The 21224-nt window shown below is 62.7% G+C and carries 15 protein-coding genes; 7 read left to right on the top strand and 8 right to left on the bottom strand.

Annotated features, from left to right (window positions below):
* Positions 1-19: 19 nt before the first annotated feature.
* Positions 20-370, top strand: coding sequence for a hypothetical protein (locus B0E50_RS12685; RefSeq protein WP_077441590.1), 351 nt, complete (start codon positions 20-22; stop codon positions 368-370).
* A 25-nt stretch (positions 371-395) separates the two neighbouring features.
* Here the strand turns inward: B0E50_RS12685 and B0E50_RS12690 are convergent, their stop codons facing one another.
* The 3 genes from B0E50_RS12690 to B0E50_RS12700 all read right to left on the bottom strand — a co-directional run bounded on the left by B0E50_RS12690 (position 396) and on the right by B0E50_RS12700 (position 4485).
* Positions 396-2693 carry an FdhF/YdeP family oxidoreductase gene (locus tag B0E50_RS12690; protein WP_077441990.1) on the bottom strand — a complete coding sequence of 766 codons (2298 nt, stop codon included), beginning with the start codon at positions 2691-2693 and terminating at the stop codon, positions 396-398.
* A gap of 74 nt (positions 2694-2767) precedes the next feature.
* Entirely contained in the window at positions 2768-3397 is a 630-nt protein-coding gene (locus B0E50_RS12695) for a nucleotidyltransferase family protein (protein WP_077441592.1), read from the bottom strand.
* Positions 3394-4485 (bottom strand): XdhC family protein, encoded by a 1092-nt coding sequence (locus B0E50_RS12700; RefSeq protein WP_077441594.1) that lies wholly within the window; start codon positions 4483-4485, stop codon positions 3394-3396. The genes B0E50_RS12695 and B0E50_RS12700 overlap by 4 nt, the downstream gene beginning before the upstream one ends.
* Positions 4486-4784: 299 nt before the next feature.
* Between B0E50_RS12700 and B0E50_RS12705 the strand changes: the two genes are divergently transcribed.
* The 4 genes from B0E50_RS12705 to B0E50_RS12720 are packed head-to-tail and all read left to right on the top strand — an operon-like array spanning position 4785 to position 9462.
* Entirely contained in the window at positions 4785-5288 is a 504-nt protein-coding gene (locus B0E50_RS12705) for a (2Fe-2S)-binding protein (protein WP_077441596.1), read from the top strand.
* Positions 5285-7561 carry a molybdopterin cofactor-binding domain-containing protein gene (locus B0E50_RS12710; protein WP_077441598.1) on the top strand — a complete coding sequence of 759 codons (2277 nt, stop codon included), beginning with the start codon at positions 5285-5287 and terminating at the stop codon, positions 7559-7561. Before B0E50_RS12705 ends, B0E50_RS12710 begins: the two co-directional genes overlap by 4 nt.
* Positions 7558-8862, top strand: a complete 1305-nt coding sequence (locus tag B0E50_RS12715) for a c-type cytochrome (protein ID WP_077441600.1) — start codon at positions 7558-7560, stop codon at positions 8860-8862. The genes B0E50_RS12710 and B0E50_RS12715 overlap by 4 nt, the downstream gene beginning before the upstream one ends.
* Before the next feature lie 30 nt (positions 8863-8892).
* On the top strand, positions 8893-9462 hold the full coding sequence (locus B0E50_RS12720; protein WP_077441602.1) for a molybdopterin-dependent oxidoreductase: 570 nt from the start codon (positions 8893-8895) through the stop codon (positions 9460-9462).
* 44 nt (positions 9463-9506) lie between these two features.
* On the opposite strand, the gene B0E50_RS12725 is transcribed toward B0E50_RS12720, so the two are convergent.
* Positions 9507-10262, bottom strand: a complete 756-nt coding sequence (locus B0E50_RS12725) for a molybdopterin-dependent oxidoreductase (protein ID WP_077441604.1) — start codon at positions 10260-10262, stop codon at positions 9507-9509.
* A complete protein-coding gene (locus tag B0E50_RS12730; RefSeq protein ID WP_077441606.1) occupies positions 10255-11226 on the bottom strand; it encodes a cytochrome b/b6 domain-containing protein in 972 nt (323 codons plus the stop codon). Before B0E50_RS12730 ends, B0E50_RS12725 begins: the two co-directional genes overlap by 8 nt.
* 325 nt (positions 11227-11551) lie before the next feature.
* Between B0E50_RS12730 and B0E50_RS12735 the strand changes: the two genes are divergently transcribed.
* Positions 11552-14752 carry an efflux RND transporter permease subunit gene (locus B0E50_RS12735; RefSeq protein ID WP_077441608.1) on the top strand — a complete coding sequence of 1067 codons (3201 nt, stop codon included), beginning with the start codon at positions 11552-11554 and terminating at the stop codon, positions 14750-14752.
* 10 nt (positions 14753-14762) lie between these two features.
* Positions 14763-15935: an efflux RND transporter periplasmic adaptor subunit gene (locus B0E50_RS12740; protein ID WP_168170875.1), complete on the top strand. Its 1173-nt coding sequence runs from the start codon at positions 14763-14765 to the stop codon at positions 15933-15935.
* A gap of 78 nt (positions 15936-16013) precedes the next feature.
* Here B0E50_RS12740 and B0E50_RS12745 read toward each other — a convergent pair whose 3' ends face one another.
* The 3 genes from B0E50_RS12745 to smc form a co-directional block, all read right to left on the bottom strand.
* Positions 16014-16367 (bottom strand): hypothetical protein, encoded by a 354-nt coding sequence (locus B0E50_RS12745; protein WP_254427277.1) that lies wholly within the window; start codon positions 16365-16367, stop codon positions 16014-16016.
* Between the two features lie 195 nt (positions 16368-16562).
* Positions 16563-17579, bottom strand: a complete 1017-nt coding sequence (zipA, locus tag B0E50_RS12750) for a cell division protein ZipA (protein ID WP_077441992.1) — start codon at positions 17577-17579, stop codon at positions 16563-16565.
* Between the two features lie 10 nt (positions 17580-17589).
* The gene (gene smc / locus B0E50_RS12755) at positions 17590-21099 is read right to left on the bottom strand and encodes a chromosome segregation protein SMC (protein WP_077441612.1); all 3510 of its coding nucleotides are present in this window, start codon (positions 21097-21099) and stop codon (positions 17590-17592) included.
* Positions 21100-21224: the final 125 nt, after the last annotated feature.

Raw genomic sequence — 21224 nt, forward strand, 5'->3', positions numbered from 1 at the left:
GACCACGGAGCATTTGCATATGAAATTGCAGATCGAAGCCCAGCACGTGCGGATCCGCATCGATGAAGACGAGCTGACGCGCTTGCTCGCCGGCAACGTCGTTGCAGGGCATACGCAATTCGCCAAGGCCTTCATGATGCACTTCACGCTGCGATTGCAGCACGAGGTCGAACCGGTGCTCACCGGTTACACCGATGCCTGGCAGATCGGACTACCTGAAGCCGCGGTTCGCGAGCATGCGGCGCGTCTGCCAACGCGCGATGGATTGCGCTACCTGTTGCCGTGCGAGCAGGGCGTCGACGCGCTGGAGTTGTTGTTCGATGTGGATGTCCGCGACAGCGTGCGTCGGCGGCACGGGTCGAAACCCTGACCGACAGTTTTACCCGCCAGACGCATCAAGATGTTGCTGGCTGCGCCGCCACAATCCGCACTGGCACTGATTTGTAGGAAGGCGTTCCCGAGCGGGCGTCGTAATTCTCCAGCGCAACCAGCGCATTGCCCTCCGGGTAATACATTGCGACGGAGCCTTCGGCGATGGGGTAGGCCACCGCGGTGTAGCCGCGAACGGTAAGTGGTGTAGTCCCCGCTTTGCCGACAGCTTCAACGTCGATCAGGTCGCCGTGCTGCAGCCCACGCGCGGCCAGATCGCTGGCATGGATGAAGATCACGTCGCGCCGGCCGGTGATGCCACGGTAGCGATCGTCCATGCCGTAAATGGTGGTGTTGTACTGGTCGTGCGAGCGCAAGGTGGTCAAGGTCAGCGTGCCCTCGGGGCCGCTCCGGTCTTCGTCCAGCCCGCGCGCGAGCAGGAAATGCGCGCGCTTGTCGGGCGTGTCCCATACGCCGTCGGATGCAGCGACGGGCAACCGGAAACCACCCGGCACGCGCACGCGCTCGTTGAAGCGCTCGAAGATCGGAAACACCGCTTCGATCGCGTCGCGGATACGGTCGTAGTCTTCGATGAAGGCTTCCCATTCCACCCGGGAATCGGGCAGTGTGGCCCTGGCCATGGAAGCAACAATGGCAGGCTCGGATTTCAGCAGCGGGCCCGCGGGTTTCAGGCGGCCGGCGGAAGCGTGCACCATCGACATGGAGTCCTCCACCGTGACCGACTGCGGGCCGCCAGCCTGCACGTCCAGCTCGGTGCGGCCAAGGCAGGGCAGCAGGATCGACTCGCGCGCCAGGATCAGGTGCGAGCGATTGAGCTTGGTTGCGATATGCACGGCCAGGTCGAGCTTGGCCATGGCGGCAAACGTGGCCGCCGGATCGGACATCGCGACCGCCAGGTTGCCACCGAGACAGAGCAGAACGCGCGAGCGTCCATCTCGGATCGCCTTAACTGCCTCCACGGCATCGTGTCCATGCGCGACCGGCGGTTCGAAGCCGAAGCGCTTGCGGATGCCATCGTTCAGCGCCTTGTTCGGCTTTTCAGTGATGCCGACGGTGCGGTCGCCCTGCACGTTGGAATGGCCGCGCACCGGGCAGATGCCGGCGCCTTCGCGACCGATATTGCCGCGCATCAGCAGCAGGTTGGCGATCTGCTGCACGTTCTCGGTGCCGTGGCTGTGCTGGGTAATGCCCATGCCATAGGCGACGATCACGCGTCGGGCTTTCGCGTACACCGCAGCGGCAGCCTCGATATCGGCACGTGTAAGACCGGCCTTGCGTTCGATCGCTTCCCACCGGGTGTGCCGAAGATCCGCAACCAGGGCATCGAAACCGGTGGTGTTGGCCGCAATGAAATCATGGTCGATCGTGCCGGCACGGCCGGCGGCACGCTCAGCCTCGTCGGTATCAAGCAGGTATTTCATCATGCCCTTGAGCACAGCCACGTCGCCGCCGACTTTCACCTTGTAATAGGTCGAAGCAATCGGCGTGGACTTGCCGGTGAGCATCTCGACCGGGTCTTGCGGCGCGGTAAAGCGTTCCAGACCACGCTCCGGCATGGGATTGAACACAATGATCGGCACGCCGCGCAGTGACACCTCGCGCAGGGTGGAAAGCATGCGCGGGTGGTTGGTGCCCGGGTTGTGGCCGAACGAGAACAGCGCATCGCAGCGGCCGAAATCCTCCAGCGTGACCGTGCCCTTGCCGACGCCGATGGATTCGGGAAGGCCGACGCTGGTCGCTTCGTGGCACATGTTCGAGCAATCGGGGAAGTTGTTGGTGCCGTATTCCCGTGCGAACAACTGATACAGGAAAGCCGCCTCATTCGAGGCGCGGCCCGAGGTGTAGAACTCCACCATGTTCGGGTCGGGCTGAGCGCGCAGGGTCGCGCCGATGCGCTGCATGGCTTCGTCCCAGCTCACTTCGACAAAGGTATCGGTAGCTTGGTCGTAGGCCATGGGATGCGTGAGCCGGCCTTCGTTCTCTAGCGCGTGGTCGTGCCAGGTCCAGAGCTCGCTGACCGTGTGCTGGGCAAAGAATTCCGGCGTGGTGCGCTTGGAGGTGGCCTCCCAGGTCACCGCCTTGGCGCCGTTCTCGCAGAACTCGAACGAGGAGGTGTGTTTTGGGTCAGGCCATGCACAACCGGGACAGTCGAAGCCGGTGGGCTGGTTCACCCGGTGCAACGCGCGGGTTTCGCGCACCGGTGCCATCTGCTCTCGCACGGCGCGCGCTACCGCACCCAACGCACCCCAGCCGCCGGCAGGTGCCTCATAGTCGCTGACCCCGGGAACCTTCTTCTCGCTCATGACCGTAACCATGCTGACCGACTCGATCAAGGATATTACGCCGACGATTCAGATCATGTGATCACCGCCAGGCATCAACGGGAACTGTCGGTTGCCAGCCAATCACGTACGCGCTGAAGATCTTGCGGCGTATCGATGTCGATGCCGTTGGTCGAGGCGAATCGCTCCACACGCGCCGCTTCCCGCTCGATCAAGGCATGTGCGCCGCGCGCCCCTGATAACGCCATCAATGCCGTGAAGCAGTCGCGCGGAAACAGCACCGGTGGCCCGGATACACCGTCCTGTTCGGTGACGAGTAGACGCTCGGGCGCCTCCGCGTGCCGCTGCAGCATTTGCTGGATCAGCACGGTTGCCAACAGCGGCTGATCAGCCAGGCACAGGAGTGCCGCAGAAGCTTGCGGAAACGAGGCATCTACACCGCGAATCCCGGTAGCGAGCGAGCTGCCCATACCGTCCTGCCAGCCAGCATGACGGATGATCTGCAGCGGCAAATCGTCGAGCACGGCCTCGACCTGTTCGGCATGGGCCCCGGTAACCACGATGACCGGTACGCGTTGCTCCAGCGCAACCCGCGCGACGCGGCGCACCATTGGCTGGCCCGCGATCTCGACCAATTGCTTGATCCCGCCATAACGCCGGCCTTCACCTGCTGCCAGCAGCACGATGACCGGCGATGTCGGGCTGTGCTGTGAAGCGATCGTCAATGGATGGCGCCTTCGTTGTTGCGCAGTGGGCCGCCGCTGCGGTGGTTGATCACCGCCATGATTTCCGCGGCAATCGCCAGAGCGATTTCTACGGGTGTTTCCGAGCCGATATCCAGGCCTGCGGGTGCATGTACGTGCAGGCCGGCAAGTGCTGGGGTGCTACGCATGCGCGTAACACGCTCACGCGATCCGAGTGCACCGATATAGGCCGCCGGTGCGCCGCGCAAGGCACCCAGGTAGGCGATATCCTGCTCAAGATTGTGCGTCATCACCACGACCGAACTTTGCGCATCGAGCGGCAACGCACTGCGCAAGTTGCCTGGCGTTGCGCAAACCGTGTGTAACCCGGCCGGCAGATGCGTCGCCTGCAGGCGTGCCGGGTCATGATCGACCAGGGTCGTCTGCCAGCCCAATGCCCTGGCCAGTGGCAACAAGGCACGCGCGGCGGCACTGCTGCCGATCACGACCAGTGCATGCGGCGGTACGATGGACTCCACCAGCACATCGACCACGCCTCGCGCGGATGGCAGGCGCAGCGTGATGGAGCTTTTGTTCGTCGCCGCCGCGATGGTGTCGACGACGGACTGGGTCAACGCGGGATCAGCCATATCGTCATGCAACACGAGGTGTTCGCTCCACAACACCCGCTGTGGCATCACCACCACGCCATCGATGGCGAACAAGGTGGCCATGTGGGCGCAACGCCGATCACTGTGGCATTGTGCCAGGGCATCGGCAAAGTCCGTGGCATGCGTCGTTGCCAGCGGTTCGATCAATACTTCAAGTTCACCGCCGCAGCCCATCTCCATCAACACATCGAGACCTGAATCCGCGTTGTAGCGAATCAGGCTTGGAAGGGTGCTGGCAATGACCTCCTGTGCACGCACCACGATGTCGCGTTGCGGGCAACCGCCGGATAGCTCGCAGACCACACGCCCATCGCCCAGCACGAGCATATGTGTGCCGGGGCGCCGAAAGGTGGAGCCGCGAGTGCGGGTCAGCGTTGCCAGTGCAGCCTTGGATGATGTGTCGCGGCGCAACGCAAGCAATGCGTCAATCAGGGTGCTCAGTTCGTGCGCCGAATTCATCAGTCATGTCACCAGCTAGGGTGGGGGCAGCGGAATTTGCACGAAACACAAGACCTTTCAAATCAAGGTTTCAGTCTAGCGCGACATTTGTTCATGGATGCCCCATTCGGGTATCGCGTGCTGGCGCCTATGGGTATACGGTACTTTTACGTATGTGTTGCTGAAATGGTGATTCACGGGCGCATATTATGGGGACGGGCTTTGGGGTGGGTGCCAAAGTGGCTCGATGGTTTGCGGTCTTTGTCGCCAAGTTGCCAAGTGTCGTTTTCCCGGATTCTCTACGCTGAGTGGAGGTACCTATGTTGTCCTTGTCCGTTAACGGCGAGTCGCATTCGGTCGATGTTCCCGCTGATATGCCTCTGCTCTGGGTCTTGCGGGACGTCATAGGGCTGACCGGTACCAAGTTTGGATGCGGCATCGCTCAATGCGGTGCATGCACGGTGCACCTGGATGGCCAGCCGGTCCGTTCGTGCGTGCTCCCGGTCGGATCGATCGGTGACAAGACCATCACCACCATCGAAGCCATCGGCAATACGCCCAGCGGGCAACAGATCCAGCAGGCGTGGCTGGATGTAGATGTCGTGCAGTGCGGCTACTGCCAGTCAGGGCAGATCATGTCGGCGGCGGCCTTGCTCAAGCGATCGCCGAATCCCAGCGACGCAGATATCGATGCAGCCATGTCCGGCAACATCTGCCGCTGCGGTACTTACGTGCGTATCCGCGCGGCCATCAAGCAGGCGGCAACGGGCAAGCTCGACATCCTGCAGACGATCGTTACCTCGCCCGAGGGATCCGCGTCATGAAGCTGAAAACAGGCAAGCCTCAAACAGCTGAACAGATCGACCTGAATCGCCGGCACGCCATCCAGTCAGGTGGTCTGGCAATCGCCTTTCTATGGCTGGGCGGCAGCGGCATAGCATCCGCTGCGATCAATGCGCGCCGGCAACCGGGCGATGCTGCCGCCGCTCTGGCAGACGGCAACCCGGCCTTCGCGCCGAATGCCTTCATCCGCATTGGCACGGATGGCACCGTGCGGCTGGTCATGCCGATGGTGGAAATGGGGCAGGCGATCTATACCGGTTCAAGCATGTTGCTCGCCGAGGAGCTGGGCGTGGGCATGGACCAGATTACCGTCGAGCATTCGCCGCCCAGCGATGACCTGTACGGCATGCCGCTCCTGGGCGGCCAGATTACCGGCGGCTCCACCAGCACGCGTGGCACCTGGCAGGTATTGCGCGAAGCCGGTGCCGTGGCGCGGACACTGCTGGTGGCTGCCGCGGCGGCGCAGTGGCATGTCGACCCGTCGACATGCACGGTGGACCGGGGCATGGTTCACCACACCCCATCGGGCCGCAGCGTCGGCTTCGGCGCAGTGGCATCGGCGGCAGGCCAGCTGCCGATGCCGGACAAGGTGCAGCTCACCGACCCCAAGGATTTCAAGCTGATCGGCAAACCGCTGCGGCGCGTGGATTCCGCCGACAAGGTCAAGGGCGCCACCCAGTTCGGCCTGGACGTGCGGGTGCCCGGCATGAAGATCGCTGTCGTCAAGGCATGTCCTACCTTCGGCGGCAAGCTCGCTTCGGTCGACGACAAGGCCGCCCGCGTGATGCCGGGTGTCGTCGACGTGCTCCGTATCGGCGACGCAGTCGCCGTGGTCGGCGAACATTTCTGGGCCGCGAAGCAGGGACTCGAGGCACTGGGTATCACGTGGGACCTCGGCGAGAACGCCAACCTCACCACCCAGCAACTTCGCGATGCACTTGCGGAGAGTGCGCTCAACGGCAAGTCGATCGTGGCGCGCGAGGTTGGCAGTCGGCCGGCCGATGGAAAAACAGTCGAGTCGGTCTACCAACTGCCCATGCTCGCTCACGCCACCATGGAGCCGCTCAACGCCACCGTTTTCGTGACTTCCGACAAGTGCGAAATCTGGCTGGGCACCCAAGTGCCTGCGCGGGTTCTCGACGTGGCGGCAAAGATCACTGGCCTGTCCAAAGACAAGATCATCGTGCACAACCAGTATCTCGGCGGTGGCTTCGGGCGGCGCCTGGAAACGGATTCGGTCGAGCAGGCCCTGGCCCTGGCCAAGCAGGTGTCGTATCCGCTCAAGGTCGTCTGGACGCGTGAGGAAGACATTCGTCACGATCGCGTGCGTCCGATGTACCACGATCGCATTTCGGCTGTGCTCGACGCGAATGGCCGGCCGGCCTGGTATGGCTATCGCACCAGCGGCGGCACCGTGCTGGGGCGCTGGGCGCCAATGGCCATGGGCAAGGACGGCCTCGACAGCGATGCCGTGGAATGTGTCGTGGAAGTGCCTTACGAAATCCCGAGCCTCAAGGTCGAGTGGATTCGCCATGACATGCCTCCGGGGCTGATTGTCGGCTGGTGGCGGGGCGTGGGATCGACGCATAACCTGTTCGTCGTCGAAAGCTTCATGGACGAGCTCGCCCATCACGCCGGTAGGGACCCGCTGGAATATCGACGTGCCTTGTTGCAGAAGAACCCGCGCTCGCTGGCCTTGCTCAATCTGGCCGCGGAGAAAATCGGCTGGGGCGGTCAGCCGTTGCCCGCACGGGTAGGGCGGGGCATCGCGCTGGGCGAACCGTTCGGCAGCCGGGTCTGCGCCATCGTCGAAACCGAAGTCACTCCGCAGGGCGAAATCCGGCTGCGCCGTGCCGTCGTGACTCTGGATTGCGGTATTGCAGTCAATCCCAGCTCCATCGAGGCACAGATCCAGGGCGGCCTTCTGTTTGGGCTCAGCGCTGCGCTCTACAGCGAGATCACGATCAAGGACGGTGCGATCGAACAGAGCAATTTCCACGATTATCGAAACCTGCGCATCAACGAAACTCCGTTGGTCGAAGTCCATCGCATCGAAAACAGCGAAGCGCCCGGTGGCCTGGGTGAAGTCGGCACCGCGATCGCTGCACCTGCCTTGGCCAATGCGATCTTTGCTGCGACGGGTGTGCGGCTCTACAAGCTTCCGGTGGACCGGAGCCTTCTCGTGCAGGACGCCAACGCACTCAAACGTGTGGTGTCTGCAACCGCCAGCAGCCAGGGGAGGAATGACGCGTGAAACGCTTCCTCATCTTCGTGGTCTTCGTGCTGATTCTCGGCAGCGTCGCGTATTTCGCACTGAATCGCACCGACAGCTCCGACGGCACGGCACCAGCCATTGCCGGCGCTCCCGCCACCGCCGATGTACTCGCGCGCGGCGAATATCTCGCCAAGGCGGCTGACTGCACCGCCTGTCACACCGTGCCTGGTTCGGGCAAGCCGTTTGCCGGTGGTGTCGCGTTCCGCCTGCCGTTCGGCACGATTTATTCATCGAACATCACAGCCGATGCGCAGACCGGCATCGGCAGCTGGAGCGATGATGATTTCGTGCGCGCCGTACGCGAAGGCGTGCGCAAGGATGGCAAGCGGCTTTACCCGGCATTCCCCTATATCTCGTACACGCAGTTGAGCCGCAGCGATGTCCTCGCGATCAAGGCCTATCTCTTCAGCCTGCCGAAGATTTCGCAGCCTGACCAACCCAATGCGCTCGGTTTTCCCTTCAACCAGCGCTGGGCCATGGGCTTCTGGAATGCAGCATTCTTCAAGAGCCAGCGCTTCGTCGCCGATGCCTCGAAATCACCGCAATGGAACAGCGGCGCCTATCTTGCTGGCGCGCTGGGGCATTGCGCCGAATGTCACACCCCGCGCAATGTGGGCTTCGGCCTGGAGCACGGCAACGAGCTGGCTGGTGAGGTATTGCAGGGCTGGCGCGCCTACAACATCACCTCGGATACGGCGCACGGCATCGGTGCATGGAGTGATGGCGAGATCGCCAGCTATCTGTCCACCGGACACGCGGATGGCCGTGGCTCCGCCTCCGGGCCGATGGGCGAGGCTGTTGACAACAGCCTTCAGTACCTGATGCCTGAAGACACGAATGCCCTCGTGACTTACCTGCGCAGCGTTCCCGCACGGGCAGGGAAGGACCCGATCACGATCGATGCGAAAGCAGCCCCCGCGCTAGCCTCAAACGATACGGCCCCCGGCGGAGACAGCGCCGATGCAAACAGCGCGGGGCTCAAGCTCTTCGAAAGCGCCTGCGCAAGCTGCCACCAATGGAACGGCCAGGGCCAGGAGACACCGTATGCTTCGTTGCTGGGCACGCGTGGCGTGAATGACACCAAAGGTGCCAATGTCACTCAGGTCATCTTGCATGGTTCCCGGATGCGCCTCGGTGGGCACGACGTCTTCATGCCAGCATTCGGTCGCGCTTACTCGGACACGGAGGTAGCGGCATTGGCGAACTATGTCATCGCGCACTTCGGGAACAAGCAGGGAACGGTCACGCCTGACGCTGTCGCGCAAAGCCGTAAACTCTAAGCCGCGAATGACCGAGATCGAGCGAATCCCATGCTGAAGACCTCCTTGATGCAGTTCATTATCTGTGTGTGTCTTGCATCAACCCCCATGCTTTCCGTCAGGGGAGCGGAGCTGTCTCCAGGCACGTCGAACACCGGATCAGTCCAGGTTCGGGTGGCCGGCAAGGAATCCCGCACGTTCAACGAAAGCGATCTGGCGAGTCTTCCCCGCAGCAGCGTCACGGCTGGTGCGCATGACGAGAAGCCGAGCCTTTGGGAAGGCGTGACACTGGTCGAGCTTCTGCAGCGCGCAGGCGCACCGCTGGACAAGCAGTTGCGTGGGCGCGAAATGGCCAGGTTCGTTCGCGTCACCGCAGCCGACGGCTACCAGGTGGTTTTCAGTCTGGCCGAGCTGGATGCAGCCTTCGGCGATCGCAACGTACTCGTGGTCGACCGGCAGGATGGCCACCCGCTGTCCGGCAAGGACGGTCCCTTGCGGCTTGTCGTAGCAGGGGACAAGCGGCCGGCCCGCTGGGTACGTGAAGTGGAGACCATCGAGGTAGTCGATGGCTCAGTGCCTGGTCATTCGTCATTGCATGACGACATCCTCCCTGGCAAATAAGCACGCATTGGCATAAGTATCGTCGTTGCTTTTTACATTTCCGATCAGATGCCCGCGTACCACTCGTACCCCTGGTCTTCCCAATAGCCGCCGTTGCCGTCGCCAATCGTATCGAAGGATTTGACCACCTCGATGCGGCTCAGGTATTTCGCCTGCTTGTAGCCAAGCTGCCGCCCAACGCGCAGGCGAAGGGGCGCGCCGTTCGGCACGGGTAACGGCTTGTCGTTCAGGGCGAAAGCCAGCAGCGTCTGCGGATGCCTTGCTTCGTCGATGTCCACGCTCTCGTAATAAGGCGTGTTCACGTCCATCTCGTCGAAGCAGTGGAAAACGACGAAACGTGCCTGTGGATCGGCCCCGACATGGTCGAGTACGGCGGAGAGCAGGGTGCCTTGCCACTTGCCGATGGCACTCCAGCCCTCTACGCAATCGTGCCGGGTGATCTGCGTGCGCGTGTCGAGTTTCTTCAGGTCATCGATCGACAGCATGGCAGGGCGGCTGACCATGCCGTCTACTTGCAGCTTGTAGTCACGGAACTGGTTCGCCATCAGTGCCTGATACGCCGGTGTGCTGGGCATCGTGGTGCCGTTGGGATGAAACACCGAGGAGATGTCGGCCTCGGTATATTCCTTCGCCATGGCGCTTGAAGGTGAAAGCAAAACCTGCACGCGGCGATTCAGCCCTTCGGCCTTGTCCAGCACCTTCGGACCCCAGCTGCTTTGCGAAATGCGGTCGCAGCCGGCAACGATCAGGCTGGCCGTGCCCATGATGGCCATGCGCAGGAACGATCGGCGGTCAGTCATGGGAAGGCTCCTCGGCAGAGATCGTCTCATCTGGTTCGGCGGTATGGACCTTCCCTGTATCAACTTTGTAGTAACCGGTGATCATGCCGCGCAGCTGATTGAATACGCCGCTTATCAGCACCTCGAACACATGGATCAGCACGAAAGCCACGAAGGCCCAGGCGATGATGAAATGGATGGTCCGCGCCGACTGGCGGCCGCCAACGGCCTCGACCAAGGGTGAGAGCACTGCATCCATGCGCGGCGACATCGCCAGCCCCATCAGCACGATGCCGACACCGAACACGAAGATCACGGTCAGGTAGGCGAGTCGCTGCAGGATGTTGTAGCGTAGTGCCTCTTCGCCATGTGGATGCCTGAAGCGAATGTGGTCGAGGATCGAATGGCCGATGCCACGCCAATCATTAAGCGTAGGCCACAGGTCGCGCTGCAGATGCCGTCGGGCAAGGGAATAGCTTACGTAGCAAAGCCCGTTGAGCACGAACACCCAGGCAAAAAAGAAGTGCCAGCGCCTTCCCATCGCCAGCCAGCCAGGACCGGGCACGGTGAGCCAGGAAGGAAAGCCGCGAACCTCAAGTGTGCCATCGCTGCCTTTGGATACGCCCAGCACGCCAGTGGTGGTGAATTCGTGGCCGCCCATCCGGATGGTGCCGACAAGGTTTCCTGCCGAATCCCGATGGGCGCCCAGGGTCAGTAGTTCCTTGCCCCTGTCGGAACGGTTGCCCCAGTAAAGGCTCGGATGCGCATTGAAAATCTGCAAACCGCTGAACAGCATCAGCGACAGTGCGATGACATTGACCCAGTGCATGATCCGAACCGGTAGCGCATGCCTATAGACCAGCCGGCGGGATGACTCCTGCAACACGGGTGTCGGCGTCTCCAACTCGACAACAGCAACACTTTCCGTATTCACGATGTGCACCCCAGCAAAACAGATCGATCTTGCACTGCCGAATCGAAGCATCCTGACTTACATTCGCATTCGCTGCCATGCCGCGTGAAGTTACTCGCCTGTGTGGCGCGAACGCCAATAGACGCTCTGCAAACTCTCGTATTTCGCTATGGGACACATCTCAACGGCGCTAGATGATCAATCGGTATTGGGAAGTAACTTCCGGGCTGGATTGAATTTTACATAATATACATTATGCGAAATTAAGGAACAACACTCGATGCGTCAACCAAAAGTTGCCTAGGCAGTTACTCTATGGATCTCACCCTGCAATTCAGAGTCTGGCCGTAATCGTTGGACTGTTGTCCACGAGCATGGCCGATGGAAGTCGACGGATATGTGGATTGTAAAAATCGCCCTCGAGCGACCGCTGACGTTCATCGTTCTGGCGTTGCTGCTGCTCATACTCGGGCCGCTCGCGATTCTGAACACACCGACCGACATCTTCCCGAACATCAATATTCCGGTCGTCTCGGTGGTTTGGCAGTACACCGGCCTGCCGGCCGATGACATGAACAACCGTATCGTGACCGGGTTCGAGCGCGCGGTCACCACCACGGTCAACGACGTCGAGCACACCGAGACGCAGTCGTTGAATGGCGTCGGCCTGGTCAAGGTGTTCTTCCAGCCGAACGTCAATATCGACATGGCGGTGGCGCAGATCACCTCGATTTCGCAGACCGTGGTCAAGTCGATGCCGCCTGGAACGACGCCACCGCTGGTGATCGTCTACAACGCGTCGAGCGTGCCGATCTTGCAATTTGCGCTGTCGTCGAAGGATTTGTCGGAAACGACCATCTTCGATGATGCCAACCAGACCGTGCGCCCCTTCATCACCGCCGTCCGCGGTGCCGCCACGCCCTACCCCTATGGTGGCAAGCAACGCCAGATCGAGGTCGACCTGAATCCGCAGGCGTTGCTGGCGCACGGCCTGTCGCCCAGCGACGTGGTCGCCGCCATTGGCGCGCAGAACCTGATCCTGCCGGCCGGCACGGAAAAGGTCGGCGACATCGAATACAGCGTCCGTCTGAATGGCAGCCCGCAGCAGATTTCCGAACTCAACGACGCGCCGATCCGTACCGTCAACGGCATCACTACCTATATCCGCGACGTGGCGCATGTGCACGATGGTTCGCCACCGCAAACCAATGTGGTACGGGTGAACGGTCAGCGCGCGGTGTTGATGTCGATCCTGAAGATCGGCGACGCATCCACGCTGGACATCGTCGACAGCCTGCACAAGATGCTGCCGCGGATACGCGCGGCCATTCCGCAGAACCTGCAGGTCGAGGCCATATCTGACCAGTCGCTGTTCGTGCGGGCAGCAATCTCGGGCGTGATCCGCGAAGGCTTGATTGCCGCGGCACTTACCGGCTTGATGATCCTGTTGTTCCTTGGCTCATGGCGATCCACGCTGATCATCGCCATCTCGATTCCGCTGTCGATCCTGGCTTCGATCATCGCGCTGTCCGCACTGGGCGAGACGATCAACATCATGACCCTCGGCGGCCTGGCGCTCGCAGTCGGCATCCTGGTCGACGATGCCACGGTGACCATCGAGAACATCAACTCGCATCTGGAGGAAGGCAAGGAAGTCTACGAGGCGATCATGGAAGGCGCACACCAGATCGCCGTGCCTGCGCTGGTCTCTACGCTGTCGATCTGCATCGTGTTCGTGCCGATCTTCTTCCTGGGGGGCGTGGCCAAATATCTGTTCGCGCCATTGGCCGAAGCCGTCGTGTTTGCCATGCTGGCCTCGTATGTGCTGTCACGGACACTGGTGCCCACGCTGTCCCTGTACTGGTTGAAAAAGCACGTGCATGGTGAACAGCCGAAAGGGGTGTTGGGACGTTTCCAGGCTGGTTTCGAGAAGCGCTTCGAGAGCATTCGCGACAGCTACCGCAATGCGCTGCAAACGGCTGAGGAACACCGTGGCCTGTTTGCCATGCTGTTCTTCGCGAGCTGCGCACTGTCCGTTGCGCTGCTGGTGCCCTGGTTGGGGCGCGATTTCTTTCCGTATGTCGATGGCGGCCAGATCAAGCTGCACTTCCGCGCCGAGACCGGCCTGCGCATCGAGGAAACAGCACGCCTGGCCGACGGCATCGAGGACGTGATCCGCCGGACCATCCCTAAGAATGAGCTGGACAGCATCGTCGATACGCTCGGTCTTCCCTACAGCGGCATCAATCTCTCGTACAGCAATACCGGTGTGGTCGGCACGTCCGATGGTGATGTCTTTGTCACCCTGAAGGATGGCCATCACCCGACCGTGGATTATGTCCGCTCGCTGCGGCGGCAGCTGGCGCAGAAGTATCCCGGAGTGATCTTCTCGTTCCTGCCCGCCGACATGGTCGGCCAGATCCTAAACTTCGGCTCGCCTGCACCGATCGACGTGCAAGTGAGTGGACATGATCCCAAGGCCATCGCCAAGGTGGCGGACGATCTCTACGGCAAGCTCGCCCGCGTGCCGGGGCTGGTCGATCTGCGCGTGCAGCAGGCGCTCAACCTGCCGCAGATCAATGTCAATGTCGATCGCACGCGTGCCAGTCTGGTCGGCCTCACCACGCAGGACGTGGCAAGCAACCTGCTGACTGCCCTCGCCGGCTCCTCGCAGGTGAGTCCGACGTTCTGGGTCGATCCGAAGACGGGCATCAGCTACACCATCGCGACACAGGCGCCGCAGTATCGGATCGACACCCTGCAGGACCTTAAGACCTTGCCGATCACCAGCACGACCGGAGCCACGGCGCCGGCTGCAAGCAGCAACAGCAGTCTCGATACCAGTGGCGCGGCCAGCCAGATCCTCGAGAACCTGGCCACCTTCTCGCGCAGCGTCGGGCCGGCCATCGTCACCCACTACAGCACCAGGCCGACCATGGATCTGTACGCTGCCGTCGACCAGACCGACCTGGGCAGCGTCGCGGCCAATGTGCAGCGCATTGTCGACGACTATTCGAAACAGCTGCCCCGCGATGTGGACATCAACGTGCGCGGGCAGGTGCAGACCATGGCTGCGTCCTATCGCGGCCTGATCGGCGGACTCGCCTTCGCCATCGTGCTGGTGTATCTGCTGATCGTGGTCAACTTCCAGAGCTGGCTGGATCCGCTGATCATCATCGCGGCCTTGCCTGCTGCACTCGCCGGACTGGTGTGGATGTTGTTCCTGACCGGCACGCCGTTGTCGGTGCCTGCCCTGATGGGCGCCATCATGTGCATGGGCGTCGCCACCGCCAATTCGATCCTGGTAATCAGCTTCGCGCGCGAGCAGCTGGACCAGCATGGTGACCCGGTCAAGGCTGCCATCGAAGCGGGCTTTGCACGTTTCCGTCCGGTGTTGATGACCGCTTTTGCGATGATCATCGGCATGGTGCCGATGGCACTGGGACTGGGTGAAGGCGGCGAGCAGAATGCACCGCTCGGCCGCGCGGTGATCGGCGGTCTGTTGCTGGCCACCGCGGCCACGCTGTTCTTCGTACCGACGTTCTTCAGTCTGTTGCACCGGCGGCGCCAGGCGCGCCTCGATGCCGCCGCCGCTTGAGACCCTGATCATGTCCATGTCCCTTCCGAACACTCCTGCTCCACGCCAGTCCGCCAAGCCATCGCATCGCGCGCGGCTCGTGCTCATCGTGCTTGGCATCGTGCTGGTCGCGCTCGGCGTGCTCGGCATACTCCAGCGCGTGCATGCACGTCACGAGTTGAGCAAGGACACCGACCGCAACGCGATGCCTATCGTGGCCACCCTGATACCGAAGGCTGCTCCCGAAGATCAGTCGCTGACCCTGCCCGGCACTGTCAATTCGTGGCAGGACGCCCAGATCTACGCGCGCACCACGGGCTACGTGGCCAAGTGGTACGTGGACATCGGCACCAGGGTGAAGAAGGACCAGCGCCTCGCGGATCTGGATACCCCCGATGTCGACAACGAACTCCTCCAGGGCCAGGCGCAGATGCGGACCGACGAGGCAAACGAGAAGCTGGCCAAGGTCACTGCCGATCGCTACGAAGTTCTGGTCAAGCAGGGGCTGGTGGCGCTGCAGACAGGTGATCAGTACGTGGCCCAGTTGAATGCCGACATCGCCACGGTGGAGGCGGATCGCGCCAATGTCGCCAAGCTCGAGAACATGGAGCAGTTCAAGCACATCCTGGCGCCATTCGATGGCGTGATCACCCAGCGCAATCTGGATGTGGGCGCGCTGGTTGATGCCGGTTCGACCGGCAGCGACCTGTTCGTCATCGCCGATACCAGCAGGCTGCGTGTGTTCGTCGATGTGCCCGAAAGCTACGCCGGCAGCGTACGCATCGGCATGCCGGTGACCGTCACTCTGAGCAGCTATGGTGCCCAGCCGCTCGCCGGTACCGTTGCCCGCACTGCGGATGCACTCGATCCGAGCACCCGCACCCTGCGCACCGAGATCGATGTGGACAACGCAGGCCAGGCGCTGGTCCCTGGCGTATATGCGAACGTCAAGCTGGCGCTTTCAACCGCCACGCACGATTTCATCGTGCCGGCCAACACGTTGCTGTTCCGCAGCGAGGGCTTGCGGATTGCACTGGTCGACGCACAGCAACGCGTTCATCTGCAGCCGGTTACCCTGGGTCGTGATTTTGGCAACACCATCGAGGTGACCAGCGGACTGGATGCCAATGCCCGCATGATCCTCAACCCGGCCGATTCGCTCTACGAAGGCGAGCAAGTCCGCTTCGCCGAAAACGGCCACTGATCATCGACTCCATGGCGTTGTTGGAAGGCTTGCCCGTGATCACGTGAACGCCGGACTGATAGCGGCGTGTTCGAAAAATCAGCGGAGGGGTTCGGTGGCTGTCTGCCCGGTGCACGGGATCGGTTGCCCGTCGGAGTCGGTTGCCTGCGAGTAGCTTGAGCCGTGTGCGGTAATGACCACACCGCTGACGCATTTCTGATCCGGACCAAGCACAAAACGCTTCTGCTGCAAGGCTGCTTCCTGCTGCTGCCTGCTCAGGCGCATGGCCTGCTCTGCCCGATATTGCCGGGCCTGTTCACTCACCTGCTGGTTCGTGTTGTACCGGTCTTCCTGCTGCTGACTCAGACTTGCCGCCACTTGTGCATGGAACTGTCGGGCCTGCTCCTGTGCCTGCTGGGCATTTTGCGCTGCAGTACGCGCGAGGTCCTGCATGATTTCGTCTGCTTGGCGCTGTGCCTGATATCTGCTCAGGGCATTCCATGCAAAGCCGACCACAACCAGGCCAGCCACTGCAGCACCTATCTTCCACGACAAAGGCAACGTGTTCACACCCCACCCCTGGATCATAAGTTTGAAGAATCTAGCGCGGCCGTGCCTTGAAATAGGTCCGGCGAAATGGTGATTGGTTCACCGCCCGAAGATGATTTCCTTGCCTTCGTGATCGCGGTCCCAGCCGCGCAGCTGATCGCGGATATGGGCGATGCGCTGGCGACCAAGTGCATTGCGCTCCTCGTCGAGCACGAGACCATCGAGCAACTCGGCCAGGCGCTGCGCGGTGGGCAGCATCGCGTCCCAGGCGTCAAGCGCCGGCAACGGCGCTGGCAACGTCATGAAGAAGCTCACGCCTGGCGTGCGCAAGGCATCCAGCCGACCCAGATCGAAGCTTCCGGGCTTGAGCATGTTGGCCACGCTGAAGATCGGCCCGAGCTCGCGCTTGCCGTCGACCAGGCGGTGGTAGATGCCCATGTCGCCGAATTCAAGACCGGCCTTTTCGGCTGCCACGACAAAGTCCGGGCCGTTGAAGTGCTCACCTTCGCGCGCCACCACGAACAGCGTGACGATGCGTTCCACCGGTAGCTGGGCCGGCCGGCGGCCGAGATCCGAGCGTGGCGGCACCTTCGCTGCAGCCGGCGTCGCAGGGACTGCCGGCGCAGTTGCGGTCGATGCGGCCTTGGCGGACGGAGGTGCCGGTTCGTCGGTGCTGGGTGCCCGCAAGGCGTCCACGATGGATGCCGCATGACCTGCCAGCGGGGGCCTGTTCGAAGCCGGCGGATTCGATGCGGCCGGTTTTGGCTGGGCTCCATGGCGTTCGCCGGAGAGCGTGGCGCCCAGTCGTTCGAGCTCCTCGCGCAAACCGACTTCCAGCTCGCCCTGCTCCGGCTGTGACATCTCCGCATCGTGGCCGGCGTGTGCGGATCGATCGAGTGCGCTGAAAACCGGATCATCGGCCAGGCTGGGTTCGTCGCCCAGGGTCGGCTCACGGCGTTCGCCAGTGTGCTCACTCTGGACGGAACGTCGCTTGCCCTGCTCCTTCTTCGGCTGGCCGAACAGCCAGATCAGCGCCAGCACGATCAGGCCGACGATCAGCAGCGGGATGCCGACGGCGGCGTTCCAGGCAAAGGCGAGCACGGGTTGCAACGTCATCATGGGTTCCTCAGGCAGCTCCTGCCAGTTTAGCTGCTTCAGCCAGATCCACCTGCACCAGTCGCGACACGCCCGGCTCGCGCATGGTCACGCCGCACAGCTGGGTGGCCGCTTCCATCGTGGCCTTGTTGTGACTGATGAAGATGAACTGCACCTTTTCGCTCATCTCGCGCACCATGCTGGAGAAGCGCCCGACGTTCGCTTCGTCCAGCGGCGCATCGACCTCGTCAAGCAGGCAGAACGGCGCGGGGTTGAGGCTGAAGATCGCGAACACCAGCGAAACCGCAGTCAGCGCCTTCTCGCCGCCGGACAGCAGGGTGATGTTGGAGACACGCTTGCCGGGTGGGCGCGCCATGATCGACACGCCAGTATTGAGCAGGTCGTCGCCAGTCAGTTCGAGGTAGGCATGGCCACCACCGAACAGGCGCGGGAACAGTTCCTGCACGCCGGCGTTGACCTTGTCGAAGGTTTCCTTGAAACGCTGGCGCGTCTCGCGATCGATCTTCTTGATCGCGCCTTCCAGCGTTTCCATCGCGCTGACCAGATCGGCCAGCTGGTTGTCCAGGTAGGTCTTGCGCTCGCTCTGCTCGGCGTGCTCCTGGATCGCGGCGAGATTGACCGGTTCCAGCCGCACGATCTTCTGACCGATATCGGCGAGTTGCTGACGCCACTGGTTGGCGTCAATGTCCTCGGCCAGTTCGGCCAGCAGGGTTTCCAGTTCGAGGCCGGAGGCAGTGATCGCCTCGGCCAGTTGTTCGGCGCGCAGATGCAGCGCCTGCGCGGCAAGGCGCTTCTCGGACAGGCTTTCGCGCAGTGTGGCCAGGCCCTGCTCCGCCAGATGGCGTTGCTGTTCCAGCTTGCGGAAGGTGATGTCGCAGTCTTCCAGGGCGCGACGCGCTTCCACCAATTGCTTGTCGACCAGCAGGCGCTGGTCCAGATAGGTCTGGCGTTCGGATTCCAGTTCCGCGATCGGATCGGAGCCGGCGGCGAGCTGTTCGGTGATCTCGTTGCGGCGGGCCTCGATCTGGCGCAACTGGGCATCCATGCGACCCAGCGCCTGCTCCAGTGACGCCAGCGAGGAGCGCTTGGACTCCAGCGCCAGTGCCAGCGAGTGCGACTGGTCGGCGGCCTCGCGCGCATTCATGCGCGCTTCCTCGCGCGCTTCCAGCAACGCACGGCGCTCGTTTTCCAGTTCACGGCGCTGATCTTCCAGGTCGCCCATCAGGCCGACCGATTCATCCAGCCTTGCGCGTGCGTCGCGGGTCTGACCCTGCAGTTCATCGATCTGGGTGGCCAGATCGTTCAACTCGCCGGTGACTTTCTCGGCGCGGGCACGGGCGGTCTCCAGCTTGCCGCGATGGCTCTGCAACTGGCCGGCCAGCTCCGACTGGCGCCGATGTGCGGCGTACAGCTCGCGCTGGGCGTCGTCGCGGGCGCGCTCGGCCTCGAACTTGCTGGTGCGCAAGGTATCCAGACGTTCGCTGGATTCCTCCAGTTGCGCTTCCAGGGTGGCGATCTGCTCGGCCAGCAGGCGGATCTCGCGTTCGCGCGCCAGCACGCCGACCTGACTGCCTTGTGCCCGGCGCACACGCGCCCAGCCCGGACCCAGCCATTCGCCGTTACGGGTGATTACCGACTGGTATGGAGCCAGCGCGGATAGCGAAGCTACGCGCTGGTGAGCATCACCAATGGATTCAGCGGTCAGCACATGACCGAGGATTGCCAGCGCCGCGGCCGGCCCACGCACATGCGCAGCCAGCGTGCCGGCGGTGTTGGCACCACCGTCCGCGGCATCGAGCAGCGCGACGTCGGCGTTCTCCAGCGCATGGAATTCGCCGGCCAAGGCATGCGATCCGTCGACCAATACGCTGTCGATGAATCCGCTCAACGCGGTTTCCACCGCGGTTTCCCAACCGGCCTCGACCTGCAGCGATTCACCGAGGCGGCGCGACTTGTCCAGCCCGAGCCGACCGAGCCAACCACTGGCAGCGCTTTCTTCCTGGCCAAGCGCAGCGTGCTGCAGCGCTTCCAGCGAGGCCTGCCGACCGCGCGCGGCCTGCAATTGCTGGCGCGCCTCGTTCAGCGCCGACTGCACCTGGCGTTCCTCGTCCTGCACTTTCTCGTGGCTGGACTTGTGCTGGTCGAGCAGGCTGCCGAGTGTTTCGACGCGTTCGCGCTGGGTATCGTGCTCGTGGTGCAGCTGTTCGCCGGCAACGTCCAGTGCAGCCACGTCGGTCGCTTTCTGTTCCGCTTCCAGCACCTCGCGGCGCCGGGACAGGTCGATGCCCTGGCGATCCAGGTAGTTGAGTTTGGTGCGCTCCACTTCGGCCGCGCGGTTGGATTCGCCGGCGTTGCGGGTGTGGCTGTCCCAGCGCTGCTGCCAGTCGGCCAGTTTGGCCTCGGTGCTGCGCTGGGCTTCGGCGGTGTCGTCCTGCATCTGCTGCAGGGCTTCGAGCTTGGGTTCGCCCTCGGCCAACGCCATGCGCAGCGTTTCGATCTGCTCGTGATCGGTGGCAATGTGCGCTGCCAGCTCGGCATGCTCGCGCTCGGCGTCGCCGTGGGCGCGCTGCAACCGATCGGCATTCTCGCGGTTGTGCCGCACTTGCTGCTCGACGCGGGCAATCTCGGCACCGACCTTGTAGACGTCGGCCTGCACCGCATTCAGATGTTCGCTGGCATCGGTGTGGCGCTCGCGCACGCTTTCCAGCTGCGCCTCGATCTCGCGCTGGCCAGCCAGCTGTTTCTCGATCTCGATTTCGGCAGCGGACAGACCCGCGCCTTCACCGTCGTGCTGGCTTTTCAGGCCGCGGTATTCCAGTGCACGCAACTCGGCTTCCTTGCGCGTCTGCTCTTCCTTGAGCGCTTTCCAGCGCTCGGCGGCACGCGCCTGGCGGTTGAGGTGTTCGAGCTGCTTGTCGACCTCGTCGCGCACATCGCGCACGCGGTCGAGGTTTTCGCGGGTGGCCTTGATGCGACTCTCGGTTTCCTTGCGGCGCTCCTTGTACTTGGAGATGCCAGCGGCCTCCTCCAGATGCGTGCGCAGCTCTTCCGGATGCGCTTCGATGATCTGGCTGATCATGCCCTGCTCGATGATCGAGTAGCTGCGCGGGCCAAGGCCTGTGCCGAGGAACAGGTCGGTGATATCGCGGCGGCGGCAGCGCGCGCCATTGAGGAAGTAGGCAGATTGGCCGTCGCGGGTGACCTGGCGCTTCACCGAGATCTCGGCGTACTGGCCGTACTCGCCCTGGATGGAGCCGTCGGCATTGTCGAAGATCAGCTCGACCGTGGCCTGCCCCACTGGCTTGCGCGAATTGGAGCCGGAGAAGATCACGTCGGTCAGCGAGTCGCCGCGCAGGCGGCTGGCCGCGCTCTCGCCCATCACCCAGCGGATCGCGTCGATGATGTTGGATTTGCCGCAGCCGTTCGGGCCGACCACGCCGATCATGTTGCTCGGCAGATGCAGGGTGGTCGGGTCCACGAAGGACTTGAAGCCGGCGAGTTTGATCGTGCTCAGGCGCATGCGGTCATCAATAAGTCAGTCAGGTAATGCCCGCTGGTCGGGCGATAGGGCACTGTGCCAAACGCGGGGCGGCGCTGCAATGCGATGCAATATGAAGTTTCACTTCAACAGTGAATCACATCTAC

The organism is Rhodanobacter sp. C01 (assembly GCF_002001045.1).
Taxonomy (GTDB): domain Bacteria; phylum Pseudomonadota; class Gammaproteobacteria; order Xanthomonadales; family Rhodanobacteraceae; genus Rhodanobacter.

What these genes read in the sequence shown, in the direction of transcription:
- B0E50_RS12705 (WP_077441596.1), top strand. Translation starts at nt 4,785, where the DNA reads ATGTTGTCCTTGTCCGTTAACGGCGAGTCGCATTCGGTCGATGTTCCC.
- B0E50_RS12725 (WP_077441604.1), bottom strand. Translation starts at nt 10,262, where the DNA reads ATGACTGACCGCCGATCGTTCCTGCGCATGGCCATCATGGGCACGGCC.
- B0E50_RS12710 (WP_077441598.1), top strand. Translation starts at nt 5,285, where the DNA reads ATGAAGCTGAAAACAGGCAAGCCTCAAACAGCTGAACAGATCGACCTG.
- B0E50_RS12730 (WP_077441606.1), bottom strand. Translation starts at nt 11,226, where the DNA reads ATGCTTCGATTCGGCAGTGCAAGATCGATCTGTTTTGCTGGGGTGCAC.
- zipA (WP_077441992.1), bottom strand. Translation starts at nt 17,579, where the DNA reads ATGACGTTGCAACCCGTGCTCGCCTTTGCCTGGAACGCCGCCGTCGGC.
- B0E50_RS12740 (WP_168170875.1), top strand. Translation starts at nt 14,763, where the DNA reads ATGTCCATGTCCCTTCCGAACACTCCTGCTCCACGCCAGTCCGCCAAG.
- B0E50_RS12700 (WP_077441594.1), bottom strand. Translation starts at nt 4,485, where the DNA reads ATGAATTCGGCGCACGAACTGAGCACCCTGATTGACGCATTGCTTGCG.
- B0E50_RS12735 (WP_077441608.1), top strand. Translation starts at nt 11,552, where the DNA reads ATGTGGATTGTAAAAATCGCCCTCGAGCGACCGCTGACGTTCATCGTT.
- B0E50_RS12720 (WP_077441602.1), top strand. Translation starts at nt 8,893, where the DNA reads ATGCTGAAGACCTCCTTGATGCAGTTCATTATCTGTGTGTGTCTTGCA.
- B0E50_RS12690 (WP_077441990.1), bottom strand. Translation starts at nt 2,693, where the DNA reads ATGAGCGAGAAGAAGGTTCCCGGGGTCAGCGACTATGAGGCACCTGCC.
- smc (WP_077441612.1), bottom strand. Translation starts at nt 21,099, where the DNA reads ATGCGCCTGAGCACGATCAAACTCGCCGGCTTCAAGTCCTTCGTGGAC.
- B0E50_RS12685 (WP_077441590.1), top strand. Translation starts at nt 20, where the DNA reads ATGAAATTGCAGATCGAAGCCCAGCACGTGCGGATCCGCATCGATGAA.
- B0E50_RS12745 (WP_254427277.1), bottom strand. Translation starts at nt 16,367, where the DNA reads ATGCAGGACCTCGCGCGTACTGCAGCGCAAAATGCCCAGCAGGCACAG.